Origin of the sequence: Bacillus sp. V26 (assembly GCF_034296245.1) — a bacterium.
Classification (GTDB): Bacteria; Bacillota; Bacilli; order Bacillales; family Bacillaceae; genus Bacillus; species Bacillus halotolerans.
In genome coordinates this window covers 292,002-311,626 of record NZ_JAXKQF010000004.1, presented here as the reverse complement: position 1 = coordinate 311,626, position 19,625 = coordinate 292,002, and the positions used below count along the sequence as shown (strand labels likewise).

Sequence of the window (19,625 nt, the reverse complement as noted above, 5' to 3'; positions counted from 1 at the left end):
TACCCACGTGTTACTCACCCGTCCGCCGCTAACATCAGGGAGCAAGCTCCCATCTGTCCGCTCGACTTGCATGTATTAGGCACGCCGCCAGCGTTCGTCCTGAGCCAGGATCAAACTCTCCGATAAATGGATCGCAGATTAAGTTCACCACATCCTGTGGCAACATCTGCGTGATCTGCATCGTGCAGACCTCAGTTTGACTGACTACGCACATCGCTGTGCGATTTATAATAAAACTTGAATTAACAGGTACGTTTTGTCTTGTTTAGTTTTCAAAGATCATCACCACTCTCGATGAAGCAGCTTTACTAATATAACACTCAGCTCCTTAATTGTCAACAACTTTTTTTAAAAGTTGTTTAAGCTTCTTGTTTTGTCTGCTGTTCATCAGCGACGTTTAATAATATAACACCTATAATTATTTATTGCAATAGTTTTTAAAAAAAAATCTATAAAACAATAAAACTGTAATCTTTCTTTATTCTATCTAACTTCTAATGCTTTATAAAACATTTATCTAATAAAGAACATTTACCATAGTCAATGTCGTCTTGTTGTTTTAACCTTTTTCTTGTATAGTAGAAACGAACTAAATATCCGATGACCACAAGGGGAGCATAAAAGCTGAGAGTGAGCGGTTTCGTTCTGACCCTTTGAACCTGTTAGTTAACGCTGGCGTAGGGATGTGGCAAAGTCAAATGAATTGCAGATTGTAAAGCAGTGCGTGGAACTTTCCTCATCCTTCCGCGTGCTGCTTTTTTGTTGTCCTTTTGGATTGTCTATCGATGGAAGGGGATTTTTATGGCTCAATCAAGACAACTGGTACGTCTTATTGAAATTGCAATCATGACTGCTGCTGCTGTCATTTTAGACATCGTTTCCGGAATGTTCCTCCGTATGCCTCAAGGAGGGTCGATATCCATCATGATGATTCCGATTTTTTTGATTTCTTTTCGCTGGGGAGTTAAAGCGGGGCTTACCACCGGTCTATTGACAGGTCTCGTTCAAATTGCGATCGGAAATCTATTTCTTCAGCATCCTGTTCAGCTGTTGCTTGATTACATTGCAGCGTTCGCCGTTGTTGGCATAAGCGGCTTTTTCGCTTCCGCTGTCCGCAAATCCGCCTTATCAAAAGCAAAAGGGAAATTGATCGTATCAATTATTTGCGCAGTTTTTATCGGCAGTTTTCTGCGTTATGCTGCACACGTGATTTCAGGGGCTGTATTTTTCGGCAGCTTTGCACCAAAAGGAACACCGGTATGGATTTACTCGTTAACTTATAATGCTACTTATATGGTTCCGTCATTCATCATCTGTGCGATTGTCCTTTGTTTATTGTTTATGACAGCTCCACGCTTGCTGAAAACTGAAAAAGCTTAATCTAACACCCCCCAGCGGCTGTTCCGCTGGGGGGTGTTTTTTATCTTCCGTTAAGCAGATTTTTTAAAGAAGCAAGATCCGGCAGCCGAATCCTATTTCTTTCATGCTTTCTCCTGCGATTTCAAAACTATCCTCGGCTGCTCTTTCAGGTGAAAACGACTGATAAAAATTAATCGAAGGATTCTCCTCTACGACCCAAACAAACATGCTCGTAAAGCCATGATCAAGCAAAAAATCTGTTCCCTTTGTCAAAAGCGCTCTGCCTGCACCTTGCCGCTGTTTTTCTTCTAAAAGGTAAATGGCATATAACTCTCCGTCATAGCCGCTCTGCTCTGAACGAATTGGACCAAAAGATGCAAAGCCGAATACTGAACCTTCTTCATCTTCTGCTACAAAGACCCCCTTCAATGAACGGCTTTTCCATTTGGCTTCAAAATCCTTGTAGTTCAAACCATTTAAGTATTCAGCAGAGACAATGCCGCTGTATGTTGTCACCCAGCTGTCAACATGCACCTTTGCGATGGCCTTTATATCATCTAGTCGTGCTTCTCTTATAGTCACCATTCATTCTCTAATCCTTTCCGCAATGGTTATTCAGATTTTTGAACAGGTTTTGTTTCTTTTAATTCATGTGTCAGTTCGTTGATGCTCTGTTTGATGTTGCCTTTTCCTGAAAAGTTCTCAATCATTTCTTTTACGTCGATTCCCGAAGACGCTTTTAAGCTTTCTTGCAGACTGGACATTAAATTTGTCGCATAGCTTGTGACTTTGTTGGCGCCGCTTGAATCACCGTTTCCTCCTGTATCAACAACGGTGATCTTATCAATATTTGAAAGCGGTGCTGATACCTGTTTCGCGTATTCCGGAAGCATTTTGACAATCATATCGAAAATCGCAGCCTGACCGTACTGCTCAAAGGCAGCGGCAATTTTTTCTTTCGCTTCCGCTTCCGCAAGACCTTTTAAGCGAATAACCTCAGCCTCTGTCTCACCTTTTGCTTTTTCAGCTTCTGCTTTTGCAAGGCCGTCAATTCTGACCCTTTCAGCTTCAGCCTTCGCCATCGCTTCTATGCTGTATTTCTTGGCATCGGCTTGGGCGAGCTGTTTGGCTTTTTCAGCAGCGGCAGATTGCTCAACTGAATAGCGGTCTGCATCGGCTTTTTTCTTCACTTCAGAATCATACTGGCGTTCACGGCGGAGAATTTCTTTTTCTTCTAATTCAATTTGTTTTTGGCGTTCTATAATCTTGACCTGCATTTCCTGTTCAGTCACCTGCTGGCGTGCTTTGGCTGTTTCCAAATCGTATGCCTGGTCAGCGTTGGCTTTTGCTGTATCTTGATCTCGCCGGTATTCAGCCATTTTAAGCTGATTGATTTTTTCAGCTTCGGCAATTTCCGTCGCTCGTTCAAGCTCTGATTTTTTGGCTTCTTTATCGGCTTCCGCCCTCTTAATTCTTGTTTCTTTATCGGCCTCTGCGGTTGCAATGTCAGCATCACGTTTTACCTGCGCAATTCTCGGTTTACCTAGTGATTCAAGATAGCCGTTTTTATCACGGACATCTTTAATGGTAAAGGAGACAATCACAAGACCCATCTTCGCAAGATCCTGTGAAGCGACACGCTGCACTTCTTGAGAGAATTTTTCGCGGTTTTTATAAATTTCTTCTACTGTCATAGACCCGAGAATGGAGCGGAGGTGACCTTCCAGTACCTCACGGGCCTCCTGCTCACGGTCTTCTTTTGACTTTCCTAAAAATTGTTCGGCTGCTGTGGCGATTTCTCCAATAGAGCCGCCGATTTTAATAATTGCAGTTCCGTCTGCCATTACAGGCACACCTTGCTCGGTATACACTTCAGGTGTCGATACATCGAGTTTGCTTGATAACAGACTTAGCGGCTCTGCCTGCTGAAAAACCGGAAGAACAAAGGTTCCTCCTCCGCGAACAATCTTCAGGCGGTTGCCTCCCTCATCAACGTGAACATTTTTATTTCCAAGATAGCTTCCTGTAACAATTAACGCTTCATCAGGCCCTGCCGTACGATATTTTGTAATAAATACCGCTATAAGTGCGATGAGTAAAAAGAATACAACTGCGATGACGATGATAATCGGCATTGTCATATGACATTCCTCCTTGTTTTATAAAGGTTCATGCGGAGCAACTGAAAGAACTCCGTCTTTGACATCCACAACTAAGACGACTGTTCCGTAACTGATCTGTTCATTTTCAAAGCTGATCGCTGATTTTGAAATCGTACCGCCTATCCCTTCAATCAGTACTTCTCCAAATCCATCAACCGGAACAGCGGTTATGACTTTTCCGAGTCTACCTCTAAGATCATCTTCCCGATAAGTCAATGATTCTTCTGCCGATGATAAAGGGACAAGCACAAATAAATGGAGCAATATCACCAGCAGCACTGAAAGAAGACAGGATAATAGAGCAATAATCAGGCTGGAGAGGGGGAAAACTGTTTCACCTATATATCCAGATGCGGAGAAAAATGTGAAAAATGAGAGCACCAATGTCGGGTGTAAAAACGGAATAGCTTCGGACAGCCCTTCAAACACATCTCCGAAAAATAAAAATAGCAGCGTGAGGCTTCCGGCTATGATAAGGGTGTAAAGGTAAATCGTTTGGACAGGAATACCGTATAACTCCAATGTTCTCATCCTTTCTAAGCTGCTACTTTAACCGACGGCCGTCGTTACCTTATATACGAGATACAGAGGAAAAGGTTTCAAAATTTTTCGATAAATACTCCCCGCGAAGCACTTTATAAATGATAAATGCTCTTATATATGGTAATGTTTTTTCAGGAGGAGATATGATGAGTATCTTTAATGAAGCCAGATTAGAAACATGGAATGAAGTAAAAGGACTTTCCGATGAAAGGCTGAATCAGAAGCCTTCTTCTGATGAATGGAGTATACGGGAAGTTCTTGATCATTTGAAGAAAATTGATATGACCGCCCAAAACATGCTGAAAGAACGAGTAAAGGAAGCGCCTGTTAAGAAGATTGAGGAAAAACCGCTTACGGCCGCACAGGATAGAAGCAATAAACGGAAAGCGCCGGCCCATCTTGAACCGGATCATGATTTTATTTCAGGCAGCCAAATGAAACGGGAGCTTGATGTTGTAAGGGAGCAACTGACAGCTGTTATTGCCTCTCTTAAAGAAGAAGATTTTGAGAGAGTATTGCCGCATCCCTTGTTTCAAGAGCTGACCGTCAGACAATGGATCGAATTTATCGGCCATCATGAAAAACGCCACCTCAGCCAGATCAAAGAAATTAAAGAGAAAATAGAAAGAGTCTGATTTAATCAGACTCTTTCTGCTTTTTGTTTGATGTTCCGCTGGTATGAATGAACGATTATTTCGTCACCCGCATACACGGCACCAGGTCTCTCGACAATACATACAATGCCCCTTATCCCCAACGCATGGCGGACAAAAGCCGGTGCAAGCTTTGGCTTGTCCGGATAATAAGACTGGATGACTTCACCCGGCTGGATACACGGATTATTTTCTCCCTCACACAGTAAAGCGGCGCCGCTCGGAAATATAAGCCGGCTTCCTTCTTTTAATGTTGTGAAATCAGGTATACCGCTGATTGCAACATTTGCACCGAGCCATTCGGGAAAAATACTCGGGACTCCCATTTTCAAAGCAATTTCGTCACATTCTTCTGTTGAAACAATTGAAATTTGTCTGCGGTTAAAAATTTCTGTTCCTCTTGAAAACATTGGCTCTCGGGCCCCAGCTTTTTTTGTCAGGCCGAAATGTAAGTCGCCGGGAATGCCGCCATAATCAAAATCGAGCTTGTCCATTTGTTTTGTTACAAAGCTATCTGTATCTGCAACATATAAGCCTTCCGTTTTTGCGGTCATGCGTTTCCACATAAGCTTGCACCGTCCTTCATCTCTAGGATTGTCACTTATGTTCAATTATCCAAAAAAATCCCGCTCTGTAAAGGAGCGGGATCATCGCATTATACAGTTTTTGGCGTAAGATTAAAACAGCGCTTGTAGATCCAGTTATATGCTTTCTCATTTAAATCTCTAGGATTTCCGAAGGTTTGCGGATCTTTCATTGCTTCTTTTGACAAGCGCTCGATCATGTCCGGCGATACCCCTTGTTCTTCTAAAGTCGGTACTTCTAACTCTTTCACAAGATCGTACATCCAGTTGACAGATGCTTTTGCAGCTTCTTCTGTTGTCATATTGCTTGTATCAATGCCGAACGCTTTTGCGATACGGGCAAATTTCTCCGGATAGCCCTTCCAGTTGTATTCCATAACAGGGCCCATCATTGCCGCTACACATTGACCGTGAGCGACCGGGATGATACCGCCGAGTGTTTGGCTCATGGCGTGAGCAGCACCCGCTGATTCACTGCCGTAAGAAAGACCGGCAAGCATAGCAGCCTGTGCCATTCCGTATCTGGCTTCGAGATCTTCTCCGTCAGCAAATGCTCTCTTAATGTAGTGAGCGGCATATTCAATCGCCATCAACGCCACTGCGTCTGTAATCGGCTGCGCAAATTTCATTGTGTAGCACTCAATGGCGTGAGCGAGAGCATCGATCCCCGTCATTGCTGTTACGTGCGGCGGCATTGAGACGTGAAGCTCTGGGTCAATCACAGTCAAATGCGCAGCAATCAACGGACCGCCTGTGTTAAATTTGAATTCTCTTTCTTCATCTGTAATAACCGCCCATTGCGTCACCTCTGAGCCTGTTCCAGCCGTTGTCGGAATTGTCGTAAGCGGAGGAATGCGATTCTCCAGCGGTTTCTTTCCTTCGGCTGCTTCATAATCAAGTACGCTTCCCTCGTGAGTCGCTTCTACCCCGATGGCCTTCGCTGTATCCATGGAGCTTCCGCCTCCGACTGCCACCAAGCCGTTGCAGTTCTCTTTTTTGTAAAGCTCAGAACCTTCATTTACAAGCCGTACAGGAGGGTTTGGCTCCACTTTATTAAAGAGCACCACTTCAATGCCTGCCCCTTTTAATGACTCGATGACAGGATCTGCGACGCCGGCTTTATAAATTCCAGGGTCTGTAACAAGCAATGCTTTTGAAACACCCAGTCCAGCTACTTCTTTTCCTACATGGTTGATGGCGCCAATTCCGTGCTTAATCACAGTCGGAATTTCAAATGTGTGAAATTTGTGCATGCTTTCTACTTTCATATTTAATGTCATAATCAATCTCCCCCTTATGAATTGAACCAATTAACCGCTGCCGGTTTTGTGTTGCGATAGACATGTTTGACTTCTGTGTACTCTTCAAGCCCTATTTTTCCAAGTTCCCGTCCGAATCCGGATTGCTTATAGCCGCCCCATGGCGCCTGCGCAAAGTACGGATGGAAATCGTTAATCCAAACTGTTCCCATTCTCAAACGGGCTGCTACACGTTCGCACTTTTCAATATCTTTCGACCATACAGCTCCGGCCAATCCGTAAATCGTATCATTCGCCAGTGAGATTACTTCTTCTTCAGAACTGAATGTTTCGACTGTTAATACTGGCCCAAATACTTCTTCCTGAACAATTCTCATGTCAGATTTACAGTTTGAGAAAATGGTAGGTTCATAGAAAAAACCGTTTTGAAGTGCTGGATCTTCCGGACGTTTGCCGCCAGTCTCCAGTTTTGCCCCTTCTTCCAGTCCGATCTCTACATATTTTTCAACCTTTGCTCTATGCTCCGCGGAGATAAGCGGACCGCTTTCTGTCTCTTCGTGAAAACCGTTTCCGAGTTTAATGCGTTTCGCCCGTTTGACAAGCTCTGCTAAAAATCGGTCATGAATATCTTCTTCTACAAGCAATCGGGACCCGGCGGAGCATACTTGGCCGGCGTGGAAAAATACGGCGTTTAGCGCCTGATCAACCGCGACTTCCAGGTCTGCGTCTTTGAAGACGATATTTGGATTTTTCCCTCCAAGCTCAAGCGCAATTTTTTTAACGTTGCCGCTTGCCGCCCGCATGATTTTTTTGCCTGTTTCAATTCCGCCTGTAAACGAAATTAAGTCAACATCTTTGTTTACAGCAAGCTCGTCACCTACTGTGGCGCCCGGTCCCAACACAAGGTTTGCGACACCTTTTGGAACCCCGGCTTCCTCCATCAGCTTAAAGACTTTCATTGTCGTCAGCGGTGTGATCTCACTCGGCTTCATGACAATTGTATTGCCTGCCGCTAAAGCCGGGGCGATTTTCCAGCTCGCTTGCAGAAGCGGATAATTCCACGGCGTGATTTGTCCGCATACGCCAATTGGCTCTCTGATGATTTTGCTTTCTGAATCAGGGATTGGAGATGAGATGATCTCTCCTCCATCTTTATCTGCCAGACCAGCATAATACTGAAAAACATTGGCGATATCGTCCATATCGGCTTTGCTTTCCTCAAGTGTTTTTCCTGTATCAAGGGATTCGAGCTCAGCCAGCTCGTCTAGATCGCGTCTGATTAATTCCGCAATTTTCAGAACTATTTTTCCGCGTTCAAGCCCTGAAAGAGAAGGCCACTCTCCTGCGTCAAAAGCTCTTCGTGCAGCGGCGATTGCTTTAACGGCATCCTCACGCCCGCCCTCGCTAACTGTTGCAATTTCTTCTTGATTAAATGGATTAATAATACTGCGGACCTGCCCTTTTTCGGCACTGATCCATTCACCGTCAATGTATAATGTTTGACTCATCTAAGTCCTCCTTGACGAAAATAAAGTTTGTTAAATAAAAATTTAATGTTTTTAACAACCTTAATCTAACATAAGGTTTTTAAACTGTCAAAGCCCTAATTGTGATTTTTCATTTTGACTTTTCTCTAGGTTTCGTTAAGATAAAGAACATAAAGAAATGACTTAACAAATTTAATTTTCTAAAGGAAAAGAGGGTCAGTATGGATGAAAATCCAGAATTTGCAGCTATAGAACAGGCACGGGATCTTGTTATTGACTCCATTGCTGAAACAATGGATCTTTACGGAATTACCCGAAGTGTCGGGATATTATATGGAACGATGTACATGCGGGACGAGATGACGCTTGACGAAATGCGTGAGGAGCTGCAAATGAGCAAGCCCAGCATGAGCACGGGTGTCAAAAAGCTTCAGGATTTAAATGTCGTGAAAAAGACATTTCACCGAGGCATCCGCAAGCACACATTTGTAGCTGAAAAAGATTTCTTTAAATTTTTCACAAATTTCTTTCCGCCAAAATGGGAAAGGGAAGTTCAGGTGAATGTATCAGCAATTGAGGAGGCTCAGGCTGATTTACAAGAGGTATTGCATAAGGAAGAACTCAATGAGGAAACGAAGAATGAAGCGCAGCGTTTATACGAGCAGCTGGAAAGTTCTAAAGCCTACTACGATTGGCTGAAACGTCTCGCTGAATCGGTGCAGAGCGGAGAGATTTTTAAATTTATACCAATTGAAACAAAATAATCGAAAAACGTCTGGAAAACCGGACGTTTTTTTGTTTTTCCGCTATATTTACTACAAATTTGAAAAATACGGGAAAAACACCCCATTTACTTCCATTTTATTTGATGGTAATTTTATGTAGGTAAAATTTGTATTTGGCCTTTTAAGAGGAGGTGGAAAGCAGAGGCAGGCCTTTAATCTTTATCACTTATTAGGGGGAATTTTTATTATGAAACGCAAGTTATTATCTTCTTTGACCATCAGTGTATTAAGTCTCGGTTTACTCGTTTCTGCACCTTCAGCTTCTTTTGCAGCTGAATCTAAGTCATCTTCTGCTCATACTGAGTCTACGATGAGAGCCCAATCAACAGCTTCATTGTTTGCAACAATTAAAGGAGCGAGCAAAACAGAATGGTCTTTCTCTGATATCGAATTGACATACCGTCCAAACACGCTTCTCAGCCTTGGCGTGATGGAATTTACATTGCCAAGCGGATTTACAGCAAATACAAAAGATACGATGAACGGAAATGCATTGCGCGAAACACAGATCCTCAATAACGGTAAAACAGTAAGGGTACCTCTGGCTCTTGATTTATTAGGCGCTGGTGAATTCAAGTTAAAACTGAATAACAAAACGCTTCCTGCCGCTGGTACATATACTTTCCGTGCAGAGAACAAATCACTGAGCATCGGAAATAAATTTTACGCGGAAGCCAGCATCGAAGTGGCTAAGCGCAGCACACCTCCGACTCAGCCATGCGGCTGTAAATAATCACAGAGGACCGGCTTAACGCCGGTCTTTTTTACGTTTTTTGACTCCTTTTCCTCTCCCTCTTCCCTCTATTTCCAGTTACCTTTTCACTTGTATTAAATTTAAATTGACAAACACTAGAAACAGGAGTAAATTCTTGAGTGTTCAATTTCATAAAGTCTCTTTTACCGCTTAATCAAACACGAACGGGGAAACCAATGATTGGCTGTTTCACAAAACGGCCTTGGGGTGAATCTTACTTAGTAAGAAGGGGTACTCTGAATCCCTAATCCGACAGCTAACCTCGTAGGCGTATACAGAGAGGAGGTCTATTTTGACCATTCTTTGTAATGGTCTTTTTTACTTCAAAACGCTAATTTTATTAAGGGAGTCTTGAACATTGGGAAGAATAAAAAACAAGCAATTTGCAGTAATCGGGCTTGGACGGTTCGGCGGAAGCATTTGCAAAGAGCTGCACAGAATGGGCCATGAGGTCCTTGCCATTGATATTAACGAAGAAAAGGTCAATGCCTTCGCTTCCTACGCAACCCATGCGGTCATTGCCAATGCCACTGAAGAAAACGAATTGCTTTCACTGGGAATTCGTAATTTTGAATATGTCGTCGTGGCTATAGGGGCGAATATTCAAGCGAGCACACTGACCACTTTGTTATTAAAAGAGCTTCACATTCCAAATATTTGGGTGAAAGCTCAAAATTATTATCACCATAAGGTTCTGGAAAAAATCGGCGCCGACCGTATTATTCATCCGGAAAAGGATATGGGCGTCAAAATCGCACAAAGTCTCTCTGATGAAAATGTCTTAAATTATATCGACTTATCTGATGATTACAGTATTGTTGAGCTGCTGGCAACACGAAAGCTGAATTCCAAATCCATTCATGATCTGAATGTTAGAGCGAAGTACGGATGTACCATCCTGGCAATTAAACATAATGGAGATGTTCGCCTTTCTCCTGCACCGGAAGAGGTGATTTACGAACAAGACTGCCTGGTGATGATGGGCCACAAAAAAGATATTAAACGCTTCGAAAACGAAGGGATGTAGACAAAGGTGGGACTTCATAAGGAAACTGTAATCAAGTGGGTTCGTTTTTCTCCCCCGCAAGTGCTTGCGATTGGTTTTTTTCTTACTATTATTATTGGCTCTCTTTTGTTAAAGCTCCCGATTTCTACTGCGAAGCCGTTGTCATGGATAGATGCCCTTTTTACAGCGGCTTCTGCTACAACTGTTACCGGGCTTGCAGTTGTTGACACTGGGACAGAATTTACGGTGTTCGGGCAAACTGTCATCATGGGTCTGATTCAAGTCGGCGGGCTTGGCTTTATGACATTTGCTGTTCTGATCGTCATGATTTTAGGAAAAAAAATCGGATTGAAAGAACGAATGCTGGTCCGGGAAGCCTTAAACCAGCCGACAATCGGCGGCGTGATAGGCCTTGTCAAAGTCCTGTTTCTATTTTCAATCAGTATCGAATTGATCGCCGCCCTGATCTTATCCATCCGGCTTGTGCCCCAGTATGGCTGGGCATCCGGATTGTTTGCCAGTGTGTTTCATGCAATATCGGCTTTTAACAATGCCGGTTTTTCTTTATGGCCGGATAATTTAATGAGCTACGTTGGTGATCCTGCAGTCAACCTTGTCATTACTTTCTTGTTTATCACAGGGGGCATCGGGTTTACAGTGCTTTTTGACATCCTGAAAAATCGGCGTTTCAAAGCCTTTTCATTACATACGAAACTGATGCTAGCGGGAACGTTCATTTTAAACATTGCTGCCACACTGATTATCTTTATTTTAGAGTACAGCAACCCCGGCACGCTTGGTTCCTTACATTTGCCAGATAAACTGTGGGCTTCGTATTTTCAGGCAGTGACGCCGAGAACCGCGGGCTTCAACTCTGTGGATTTTGGCAGCATGAGAGAAGGCACCATTGTATTTGTCCTGCTGTTGATGTTTATCGGAGCGGGGAGCGCTTCAACAGCGAGCGGTATTAAGCTGACTACTTTTCTTGTGATTTTGATGTCTGTCATCGCTTATTTAAGAGGTCATAAAGAAACTGTTATTTTCCGCCGGACCATAAAATATCCGATCATTATTAAGGCCTTAGCAGTCAGTGTTATCAGTTTGTTCATCGTCTTTATAGGGATTTTCGCATTGACCATTACTGAACAAGCGCCTTTTATTCAGATTGTTTTTGAAACCTTTTCCGCTTTCGGAACGGTCGGACTGACAATGGGGCTGACTCCCGAACTGACAACAGCGGGGAAATGTATCATTATTGCGATTATGTTCATCGGAAGAATCGGTCCGTTGACGTTTGTTTTTTCATTTGCAAAAACAGAAAAATCAAATATTCGTTACCCTGACGGCGAGGTGTTTACTGGGTGATGTAAAAAAATCCGGCATATTACATGCCGGATTTTTTATGATTCAATATGAGATTGATTTTGTCTTTTTTCCTGCTCCGCGATGATATCATTATCTTCTGCGTTATCACGCGTCACTTTTTGTGTAAGGATCGCGCCAACCGCTACAAGGATCATCACTGCAATGTAGTAGCCTTTTTCATTGAGTTCGAGATTATCAGCGTTATAGAGTCCGATACAAAACAAAAATACTCCCGCAAAAAAAGTGAAATAAGCTAATACAGTAAAGGCAACCGTGTTTCTCCGTCTATATTTCTGCACCTTTGTTCCCTCCTGAAGCATAGTTATTAAGTGATAACTTCCGTGGAATATTATACCTCAAATTCCCCTGAATGGAACAAAAAAATAAAAATACCAGGAAAAACGGCTCAGGTTGCTTCCTTTATTTCAACAGCTGAGTCATCAATCCAGCCGACCAGTTTATTATTGACTTGGAATTGGTACCATACGGACTGGCCTTTCTGTTTTTTAGATACAACCTTTATATCCTTGCCAACGTAAGATTGCGCAGAGGTCAGCTTAATGGATTGATCATCAGTAGAAGGCTTAGACCATACATCTTGAACGGCGCTGTCTTTGATGGAGCCTTTTAAATCCACAGATTTCAGAGATGGATTCACCTCATCGTATTCATCTAAATCGTACTTTTCCACAATGGCGCTGATTTTGTCAGCATATTCCGGGTCTGTGGCATAGCCTGATGTTTGAAGAGCGCCTGCTGCTTCTTTATAATCCTCAGCTTCAAGCACCGGCTTATACTTCTTTTTATTCCACGATGTGCCTTGGACAAATAATTTGGCATGATCATCCATTGATTCAAAAAACGTGCTGTATTTGCGGAATTTCGCGCGAATCGTTTTTCTTTCCCCTTTTTCAAATTCATCTGTATCCATGGTGACGTGATGTCCTTTATAATTTCCTTTTACGCCAAACAGGTTGTTGGCTTTAGAGGCAAGCTCGCTGTTTCCCCAGTCAGATTCGAGTATGGCCTGAGCTATCGTTATGCTGGGAAGGACATGATATTTTTCATATAAAATTTGAGCATGTCCGGAAAGGCTGTCAATAAATACTTGCTGTTCATCAATTTCTTCAGGTTCTTTGGATGTTTCAATTGGCTTTGAAAGAGTTGTCGCTAAAACAAACAAGGCTAGCGGAATCGATACAACGAAAAATAGAGAGGTGAAGAGTCTACGTTTTTTCAGTTTTTTACGGGCCATGAAAACCTTCCTTCGATTTAAAAGATTACGAGTGTAAAAGAATCTACCTTTAAGAATTTTACTTGTACTTCTAATATTTTTCAATTCTTTAGGGATAAAGTTTGAGAGAGAACACACAAAAGCCTTTCCCATCAAGGGAAAGGCAGTGATCATGTATCTATTTTTGTAAGACTGTGCTGTTTAAAATGTCTGAGCGCATCACGATATTCTTGATCATGTATGACTTTATGAGATTTTACGGCAGCCTTTGTCAGTCCATGTGCGAAAACAGCCGGTTTTTCCGGAGCGGGTTTTCCTTTATCATGAGGCTTATGAGCCAGCTTGTGCCCCATTCCGGTGGCGTTCATACAAAACGATAAACAAACGAGTAGCACGCTCAGGATAAAAGAAATCAAAAAAAGATCATGATAGGCAGTCATCATAGCATCCTGCATCGATCCGTTTTGTCTGGCAGCATCCTTTTTCGTGAAATAGCCGATCAGAATAGGCACACCCATATAGACAAACAATCTTAAAAACTGAACAGCTGTCATTCTTTTGACCAAATCAGGAAGCGGGCCGCCCATAGCGGCTCCCATTAGTCCTGCTGCGACCGTCAGGCCGGTTCCTGCTGTCAGCATGATGAACAGCGCCGCAAACACATAGAGAGACGATTGATACTGCATATGAAGCCATTGAACATTCACAAAAACGAGAATGAGAGAACCTATAATCCCCAGCATCCCTGGTCCGACTTTATCATATAACAGAGCACTCGCAATAGCTGCGATGGCCACTCCAATCAATAGAGTCATGTTTAAAAGAATGAGATGATCTCGGGATATATCATACATTTGACGAAGCAAGCCTTGAAAAGCTGCCAGGCTGACAGCTACCGTTATCGTTCCTGCCGCTATGATAAATAAACCGAGCACAGGTTTAGGCAGCAGCATCTGTTTAATAGAGATGAAAGGGTTTTTCACCTTATATTCTACAAATAACAGAATGAGGAGCAAACATAAAGCAATCCCAAAACCAGCCCGTACATAACCTGATGAAAAGCCCCATTTTTGCAGAAAAATGAATGTAAACGCTGAGGCTGCGGCCACGCATACAGATAAAATGATCCCTGCTTTGTCGAGTGATGACTGTTCCTTTTCTGATCCCCCATGATGCTCATCATAGAGAAAGAAATAACTCACCGCGATGCCGATCAAAGACAGTGTGCCAAAGGTAAAAAACAGCCATCTCCAGTGGCCGTAGCTCAACGCGATCGTTCCTAAAATCGAACCGATAATAACAGAGCCATAGAACCCGCCGATAAGCACCAGTAGTGCGTAATTCCGCCGGTCAATCGGAAATGACAGAACAAGCATCGGAATCATAATCATCAGCATGACACCTGTAGCCGCTCCCTGTAAAAAGCGCCCTGCCGCCATCCAGGCAATATCGCTTGAAAATGCGAAGAGCAGTGAGCCAAGTATAAAAACGGGTAATGAAGCCAGATAGATCGGACGGGCACCGAATTTTTTCCTTAGCAGCGGTCCTGCCGGAACTAATAAAGCGACGGCCATATTGCCGATCAATATTGGATTTACTGATGTGAAGTCACTTGTTCCAACCGTCTTCTGAACAAGGCCTTGAACTGACGACAATGCCGTGTTAGACATCAATCCCGGCCCGACCGCTAAAACAGCGAGCAAAGAAATCACCCAATAGTGTTTTGTCTTCATGTTGTCATTCCTTCCTATATGAATACATACGAAACATATCATTTTTTGAAAACAAAAGAAGCTAATAGATTTTGCATGCCATTAGCTTTCATTCGGATTCTCTCCCCATCATGGGAAATGATATTATTTTATGATAATATGTGAAAAAATGAGCATATACTCAAACATTATTCCAAACCGATTGTGTTTTGTCAATGGCGCAAATTTCAAGCACAAATCAAAAACCTGAACGGCTTTTGCCCGATATCGTGAATTATGAGTCCCTGCCTGCTCCCTTAAGCGATTTAAAGTAAGCCGTTTTAAAAGTAATCCTATCGGTCTTCGCTTGGGTAATGACGGCACCTTTCAATTCACTGTTTTCATCAAAATTCAAACTAATCAACCCGAATAAGTTGGTGATAAGAACAACATGTTGACCGCACATTTTTTTGTTCACTAGGCGTTTGCCGCCTCTAAATTGTCTATGGGTAAATATCATGAACTAATCTGCGAAATACCAATGTCAGGAAATTTTAAATGATCCGGGAGGTAAAAACGAATGGAACTGTATGAGTGTATCGAAGAAATTTTTAGCGGCTTGAAAAACCCATCGGTTAAAGATTTGGCAGCTTCCTTAAAACAAATTCCAAACGCGTCAACATTGAGTCAACCATATATAAAGGAACCAGACCAGTACGCTTACGGCCGAAATGCCATCTATAGAAACAATGAATTAGAAATTATCGTGATTAACATTCCCCCAAACAAGGAGACAGCAGTCCACGATCATGGTCAATCCATTGGTTGTGCAATGGTGTTAGAAGGAAAACTTCTCAATTCTATTTATCGCTCAACCGGCGATCATGCAGAACTCTCCAATTCATATTTTGTCCACAAAGGAGAATGTCTTATTTCAACCAAAGGTTTAATTCACAAAATGTCCAATACGACTTCCGAACGAATGGTGTCTCTTCATGTTTACTCACCCCCTTTGGAAGACATGATGGTCTTTGAAGAACAAAATGGTGTATTGGAAAATTCATGATTTACAGCCTGAACTGCTTTACTTGATTAAATTGTAATATGTCATTTTTCAAACGCAGGAGCCTAACGAAGGAATATCTGACTTTATCATTAGTTTATGAAATGCTCCTGGGGACATATGATTTCGGATCAACAGAAGGGTTCAACAATGAACCCTTTCTATTAAAAACAAAAAAACCCTTATAGAATAAGGGTTTACAGGTATGGAGCCAAGGGGGCTCGAACCCCTGACCTCTACGCTGCCAGCGTAGCGCTCTCCCAGCTGAGCTATGGCCCCGTATGTAACGTCATGTTTATTATAGATGATTTTTTTTTGAAAAACAAGCTGTTCCTTTCTAATTGACAGAAAAAAATAAGGCCCTTTCCGGAGCCTTATTTTTCGATTTACATCATAAACAAAAGTAAAATCACGCCGAGAATGATTCGGTAGATTGCAAACGGAACAAGTTTGATTTTGTTAATCAGTCTTAGGAAGAAACGGACCACAAACAGCGCAACAACAAAGGCACAGATAAAGCCGACGATAAAAAACGGCATTAAATCGGAGCTTAAGCTGTCCCAGTGTTTCACTAGGCTTAAGGTGCTGGCTCCCATCATAATCGGCATTGCCATAATGAATGTGAAATCGGCTGCCGCACGGTGATTCAATCCGAGAATAACGCCCCCGGAAATCGTTGAGCCGGAGCGTGAAAAACCCGGCCAAAGGGCAAGACATTGGAATAAACCGACGCCGATCGCCTGCTTATATGAAATACGGTCTAGGGTGTCTGTCGTTTCTTTCCGTTTATTAATCCAATCGGCTGCAAGCATTAAAACTGCCCCGGCAATTAAGCCAATGGCCACGGTGCGGACTGAAAATAAATATTCATCAATATAATCCTCAAACAAAAACCCGAGAACCGCGGCAGGCACAAGTCCTACTGCGATTTGGGCAATGCTTAATTTGTGACCATGCTCTTGGTCACTCGTGATATTTTTTTTCAAGCCAAGCAAATTCAAAATCCTGTCTTTAAACACGATCGCAACCGCTAAAATAGAGCCAAGCTGAATGACAACTTTAAATGAGTTGGCTGCTTCTTCAGACATGAGACTGCCTGATTTAAGCCAGATATCGTCTACTATAATCATATGTCCTGTCGAAGAAACCGGTGCGTACTCTGTTAATCCTTCTACGATTCCTAAAATAGCAGCTACAAACAATTCCCATAGAGTCATGATTTTAATTCTCCCCATTAGACATTTATTTTTTACATAACGGGAGCCTTCCATAAATGGAAAGCCCGTCTTATATAACTATAAATGAAATTTATGCTTTATGACTCTTTGCATTTTCATTTTTTTCTTCATCGTATAGATGCGACTGCATTTTAAACCAGTCAAATAAATGTGTCGTAATGACTTTGGCAACCGCATAGCCCGGAATCGCAAGAATAATTCCGATAACACCAAACAGCTTGCCGGCGGTTAACAGCAGAAAAATAATGGTGATTGGGTGGATATGAAGGTTTTTCCCCATAATTTGCGGGGAGATCAGTTTCCCTTCAATAAGCTGAACAATTGTCCAGACGATCACAAGCTTGAGCAGCATCAGAGGCGATGTCACAATAGCGATAATGATCGCAGGCGTAATGGCGATTGTCGGACCTAAATACGGCACGATGCTTGTACAAGCCGCAATAACGGCAAGTAGCGAAGCGTAATCCAGTCCGATGATCAAATAGCCGATAAACAGCAAAAATCCAATGCAGAAGCTGACAATGATCTGTCCTCTGATATAAGAACTTAGCCGATGATTCATTTCGCTTAAAACTGTGTATGTTTGCTCTTTTAATTGTGTCGGCACAAACTTCAGTATGTAGATCGGCAATTTCTTTCCGTCCTTTAACAGATAGAAAAGAATAAATGGAACTGTCACGATCGAAATGATAATCTCGGTTAAGGCGCCGATAAAATTCCCAACGCCGGTAAAGGTGCTGTTTACAATCGTCGCTGCCTGATCTGACACCTTTGTCGCGAGATCAGATATATTAATGTTCATCGTTTGCTGCGCCTGATTGACAAAGTTACTGCCGATCAGTTCTTTTGTCTGATTCTCAACAACATCCACATATCTCGGGATGTTGTCAATCAAACTCATAATTTGCTCTTTTAAAAAGGGGATAATCGACACGATTGTGATCGTGATCAGCCCGATAATCAACAGATATAACAGCAAAATGGAATAGATTCTTCTGATTCTTCTTCTCTCAAGGAAATCAACGACAGGGTTTAACAGATAAAAAACAATGCCTGTTAAAATAATCGGAAGCGATATCGTTTTGAGCAGAACAATGATCGGGGTGAATATAAATGATGTTTTTGTAAATACGAGAATATTTAAACCAATCAGCAGCAGAACAAGCAGAAATAAAACAAACTTATTGTCCAAGAAGAATCGCTTGAATCTGCCGCTCCATGTTTGCAACGTCTCCACTATCGTTCCTCCGTCATACATAGTTTAAGTAAATTGTACACTATCGTACCTATAATGAAAAATAAAAACCGCTAATTGCTGGAAAAACTTCCTTATCTAAAAAATGTGATTTGATCTATCATGTGCTTTTCTTCTTTTTAAGCTATAATTTAGCTATATCATACAAAAGGAGCGATATGCGTGATACGATTTGCAATAGTAGGAACCAACTGGATTACAGACCGCTTTCTAGAAGCAGCTTCAGAAATTGAAGATTTCCGGCTCACAGCCGTTTATTCAAGAACACCTGAACGCGCCGCTGAGTTTGCCGCTCGGCATGGGGCTGCACATACCTTCTCCGACCTTCAGGAAATGGCGGCAAGCGATGGCTTTGATGCTGTATATCTCGCCAGCCCGAATGCTCTTCACAAGGAGCAGGCGATCCTCTTTATGAAACATGGCAAACATGTGCTATGCGAGAAACCGCTTGCTTCAAATGCCAGAGAAACAGAAGAGATGATTTCAGCCGCCAGAGCGAATGGTGTTGTCCTCATGGAAGCAATGAAGACCACATTCCTGCCTAATTTTAAAGAGCTGAAAAAACACTTCCACAAAATCGGCACAATCCGCAGATTTACCGCAAGCTACTGTCAGTACTCTTCAAGGTATGATGCGTTTAGAAACGGAACTGTTTTGAACGCGTTTCAGCCTGAGCTGTCTAACGGCTCATTGATGGATATCGGCATCTATTGTATTTACCCTGCCGTTGTGCTGTTTGGAGAGCCGAAAGCCGTGAAAGCGAACGGATACACTTTATCTTCCGGCGTTGATGGAGAAGGTACCGTCATTCTCTCATATGACGGGTTTGAAGCCGTACTGATGCATTCTAAAATCTCAACCTCCTACGCGCCTGCTGAAATCCAAGGAGAAGACGGGACAATTGTATTAGATACGATCCATCGCCCTGAACGAGTGGAAATCCGCTATCGTGACGGCCGCCTGGAAAACATTTCGCTCTCTGATCCTAAACCGGCAATGTTTTACGAAGCAGCTGAATTTGTTTCACTCGTGAAAGAGAAGAAACAGGAATCTGAAGAAAATACATATGAACGCTCCTTGATCACTGCTAACATCATGGAGGAAGCAAGAAAACAGATGGGTATTGTGTACCCTGCTGATCAAGCCTAAAAAAATCCGCCCGCGGCATGTTGCACGCGGGCGGATTT

18 protein-coding genes, 1 tRNA gene, 1 rRNA gene, 1 pseudogene and 2 riboswitches are annotated in these 19,625 nt (G+C 42.6%); of the genes and pseudogenes, 8 read left to right on the top strand and 13 right to left on the bottom strand.

The window, feature by feature from the left end:
• A 16S ribosomal RNA gene (locus UJ203_RS14885) occupies positions 1–126 on the bottom strand; the annotation flags it as partial.
• 473 nt (positions 127–599) lie between these two features.
• Positions 600–701, top strand: a riboswitch (TPP riboswitch).
• 100 nt (positions 702–801) lie between these two features.
• On the opposite strand from UJ203_RS14885, the gene thiT reads away from it, so the two are divergent.
• On the top strand, positions 802–1,380 hold the full coding sequence (gene thiT / locus UJ203_RS14880; protein ID WP_322011881.1) for an energy-coupled thiamine transporter ThiT: 579 nt from the start codon (positions 802–804) through the stop codon (positions 1,378–1,380).
• A 40-nt stretch (positions 1,381–1,420) separates the two neighbouring features.
• Here thiT and UJ203_RS14875 read toward each other — a convergent pair.
• The 3 genes and pseudogenes from UJ203_RS14875 to UJ203_RS14865 form a co-directional block, all read right to left on the bottom strand.
• A pseudogene (locus UJ203_RS14875) lies at positions 1,421–1,944 on the bottom strand (GNAT family N-acetyltransferase).
• 26 nt (positions 1,945–1,970) lie between these two features.
• Positions 1,971–3,500, bottom strand: a complete 1,530-nt coding sequence (floT, locus tag UJ203_RS14870) for a flotillin lipid rafts scaffold protein FloT (RefSeq protein WP_105955439.1) — start codon at positions 3,498–3,500, stop codon at positions 1,971–1,973.
• An 18-nt stretch (positions 3,501–3,518) separates the two neighbouring features.
• Positions 3,519–4,043 carry a hypothetical protein gene (locus tag UJ203_RS14865; protein WP_322011879.1) on the bottom strand — a complete coding sequence of 175 codons (525 nt, stop codon included), beginning with the start codon at positions 4,041–4,043 and terminating at the stop codon, positions 3,519–3,521.
• A 167-nt stretch (positions 4,044–4,210) separates the two neighbouring features.
• Here UJ203_RS14865 and UJ203_RS14860 point away from each other — a divergent pair, with 167 nt between their 5' ends.
• Positions 4,211–4,699: a DinB family protein gene (locus UJ203_RS14860; RefSeq protein WP_322011877.1), complete on the top strand. Its 489-nt coding sequence runs from the start codon at positions 4,211–4,213 to the stop codon at positions 4,697–4,699.
• Positions 4,700–4,704: 5 nt separating this feature from the next.
• On the opposite strand, the gene UJ203_RS14855 is transcribed toward UJ203_RS14860, so the two are convergent.
• The 3 genes from UJ203_RS14855 to betB form a co-directional block, all read right to left on the bottom strand.
• Positions 4,705–5,283 (bottom strand): MOSC domain-containing protein, encoded by a 579-nt coding sequence (locus tag UJ203_RS14855; RefSeq protein ID WP_322011875.1) that lies wholly within the window; start codon positions 5,281–5,283, stop codon positions 4,705–4,707.
• Positions 5,284–5,372: 89 nt separating this feature from the next.
• The gene (gene gbsB / locus UJ203_RS14850; RefSeq protein ID WP_024122615.1) at positions 5,373–6,581 is read right to left on the bottom strand and encodes a choline dehydrogenase; all 1,209 of its coding nucleotides are present in this window, start codon (positions 6,579–6,581) and stop codon (positions 5,373–5,375) included.
• A gap of 14 nt (positions 6,582–6,595) precedes the next feature.
• Positions 6,596–8,068: a betaine-aldehyde dehydrogenase gene (gene betB, locus UJ203_RS14845; protein WP_095713946.1), complete on the bottom strand. Its 1,473-nt coding sequence runs from the start codon at positions 8,066–8,068 to the stop codon at positions 6,596–6,598.
• Positions 8,069–8,268: 200 nt separating this feature from the next.
• Between betB and cudC the strand changes: the two genes are divergently transcribed.
• The 4 genes from cudC to UJ203_RS14825 all read left to right on the top strand — a co-directional run bounded on the left by cudC (position 8,269) and on the right by UJ203_RS14825 (position 11,957).
• Positions 8,269–8,811, top strand: coding sequence for a choline uptake/conversion transcriptional regulator CudC (gene cudC, locus UJ203_RS14840; protein WP_101864220.1), 543 nt, complete (start codon positions 8,269–8,271; stop codon positions 8,809–8,811).
• A gap of 208 nt (positions 8,812–9,019) precedes the next feature.
• Positions 9,020–9,565, top strand: a complete 546-nt coding sequence (gene bslA / locus UJ203_RS14835) for a biofilm surface layer hydrophobin BslA (RefSeq protein WP_322011873.1) — start codon at positions 9,020–9,022, stop codon at positions 9,563–9,565.
• 158 nt (positions 9,566–9,723) lie between these two features.
• Positions 9,724–9,873, top strand: a riboswitch (cyclic di-AMP (ydaO/yuaA leader).
• Positions 9,874–9,944: 71 nt separating this feature from the next.
• A complete protein-coding gene (locus UJ203_RS14830; RefSeq protein WP_024122619.1) occupies positions 9,945–10,613 on the top strand; it encodes a potassium channel family protein in 669 nt (222 codons plus the stop codon).
• 6 nt (positions 10,614–10,619) lie between these two features.
• Entirely contained in the window at positions 10,620–11,957 is a 1,338-nt protein-coding gene (locus UJ203_RS14825; protein ID WP_105991675.1) for a TrkH family potassium uptake protein, read from the top strand.
• Positions 11,958–11,992: 35 nt separating this feature from the next.
• Here UJ203_RS14825 and UJ203_RS14820 read toward each other — a convergent pair whose 3' ends face one another.
• The 3 genes from UJ203_RS14820 to UJ203_RS14810 all read right to left on the bottom strand — a co-directional run bounded on the left by UJ203_RS14820 (position 11,993) and on the right by UJ203_RS14810 (position 14,924).
• A complete protein-coding gene (locus UJ203_RS14820) occupies positions 11,993–12,256 on the bottom strand; it encodes a YiaA/YiaB family inner membrane protein (protein ID WP_010331626.1) in 264 nt (87 codons plus the stop codon).
• Between the two features lie 107 nt (positions 12,257–12,363).
• Positions 12,364–13,212 carry a glucosaminidase domain-containing protein gene (locus UJ203_RS14815; protein WP_202853321.1) on the bottom strand — a complete coding sequence of 283 codons (849 nt, stop codon included), beginning with the start codon at positions 13,210–13,212 and terminating at the stop codon, positions 12,364–12,366.
• Positions 13,213–13,361: 149 nt separating this feature from the next.
• On the bottom strand, positions 13,362–14,924 hold the full coding sequence (locus UJ203_RS14810; protein WP_322011868.1) for an MFS transporter: 1,563 nt from the start codon (positions 14,922–14,924) through the stop codon (positions 13,362–13,364).
• Positions 14,925–15,462: 538 nt separating this feature from the next.
• On the opposite strand from UJ203_RS14810, the gene UJ203_RS14805 reads away from it, so the two are divergent.
• Entirely contained in the window at positions 15,463–15,948 is a 486-nt protein-coding gene (locus tag UJ203_RS14805) for a cysteine dioxygenase family protein (protein ID WP_322011867.1), read from the top strand.
• A 203-nt stretch (positions 15,949–16,151) separates the two neighbouring features.
• On the opposite strand, the gene UJ203_RS14800 is transcribed toward UJ203_RS14805, so the two are convergent.
• The 3 genes from UJ203_RS14800 to UJ203_RS14790 form a co-directional block, all read right to left on the bottom strand.
• A tRNA-Ala gene (locus tag UJ203_RS14800) sits at positions 16,152–16,224 on the bottom strand.
• A 107-nt stretch (positions 16,225–16,331) separates the two neighbouring features.
• Positions 16,332–17,162 carry an undecaprenyl-diphosphate phosphatase gene (locus tag UJ203_RS14795; RefSeq protein ID WP_010331630.1) on the bottom strand — a complete coding sequence of 277 codons (831 nt, stop codon included), beginning with the start codon at positions 17,160–17,162 and terminating at the stop codon, positions 16,332–16,334.
• Between the two features lie 91 nt (positions 17,163–17,253).
• Entirely contained in the window at positions 17,254–18,420 is a 1,167-nt protein-coding gene (locus tag UJ203_RS14790) for an AI-2E family transporter (protein WP_024122625.1), read from the bottom strand.
• Between the two features lie 180 nt (positions 18,421–18,600).
• Here UJ203_RS14790 and UJ203_RS14785 point away from each other — a divergent pair, with 180 nt between their 5' ends.
• Positions 18,601–19,587, top strand: coding sequence for a Gfo/Idh/MocA family oxidoreductase (locus UJ203_RS14785; protein ID WP_322011863.1), 987 nt, complete (start codon positions 18,601–18,603; stop codon positions 19,585–19,587).
• Positions 19,588–19,625 lie beyond the last annotated feature (38 nt).

Coding starts and splice junctions, on each gene's coding strand:
- UJ203_RS14860 (WP_322011877.1), top strand. CDS start 4,211: ATGAGTATCTTTAATGAAGCCAGATTAGAAACATGGAATGAAGTAAAA.
- UJ203_RS14805 (WP_322011867.1), top strand. CDS start 15,463: ATGGAACTGTATGAGTGTATCGAAGAAATTTTTAGCGGCTTGAAAAAC.
- bslA (WP_322011873.1), top strand. CDS start 9,020: ATGAAACGCAAGTTATTATCTTCTTTGACCATCAGTGTATTAAGTCTC.
- UJ203_RS14815 (WP_202853321.1), bottom strand. CDS start 13,212: ATGGCCCGTAAAAAACTGAAAAAACGTAGACTCTTCACCTCTCTATTT.
- gbsB (WP_024122615.1), bottom strand. CDS start 6,581: ATGACATTAAATATGAAAGTAGAAAGCATGCACAAATTTCACACATTT.
- UJ203_RS14795 (WP_010331630.1), bottom strand. CDS start 17,162: ATGACTCTATGGGAATTGTTTGTAGCTGCTATTTTAGGAATCGTAGAA.
- thiT (WP_322011881.1), top strand. CDS start 802: ATGGCTCAATCAAGACAACTGGTACGTCTTATTGAAATTGCAATCATG.
- floT (WP_105955439.1), bottom strand. CDS start 3,500: ATGACAATGCCGATTATCATCGTCATCGCAGTTGTATTCTTTTTACTC.
- cudC (WP_101864220.1), top strand. CDS start 8,269: ATGGATGAAAATCCAGAATTTGCAGCTATAGAACAGGCACGGGATCTT.
- betB (WP_095713946.1), bottom strand. CDS start 8,068: ATGAGTCAAACATTATACATTGACGGTGAATGGATCAGTGCCGAAAAA.
- UJ203_RS14810 (WP_322011868.1), bottom strand. CDS start 14,924: ATGAAGACAAAACACTATTGGGTGATTTCTTTGCTCGCTGTTTTAGCG.
- UJ203_RS14855 (WP_322011875.1), bottom strand. CDS start 5,283: ATGTGGAAACGCATGACCGCAAAAACGGAAGGCTTATATGTTGCAGAT.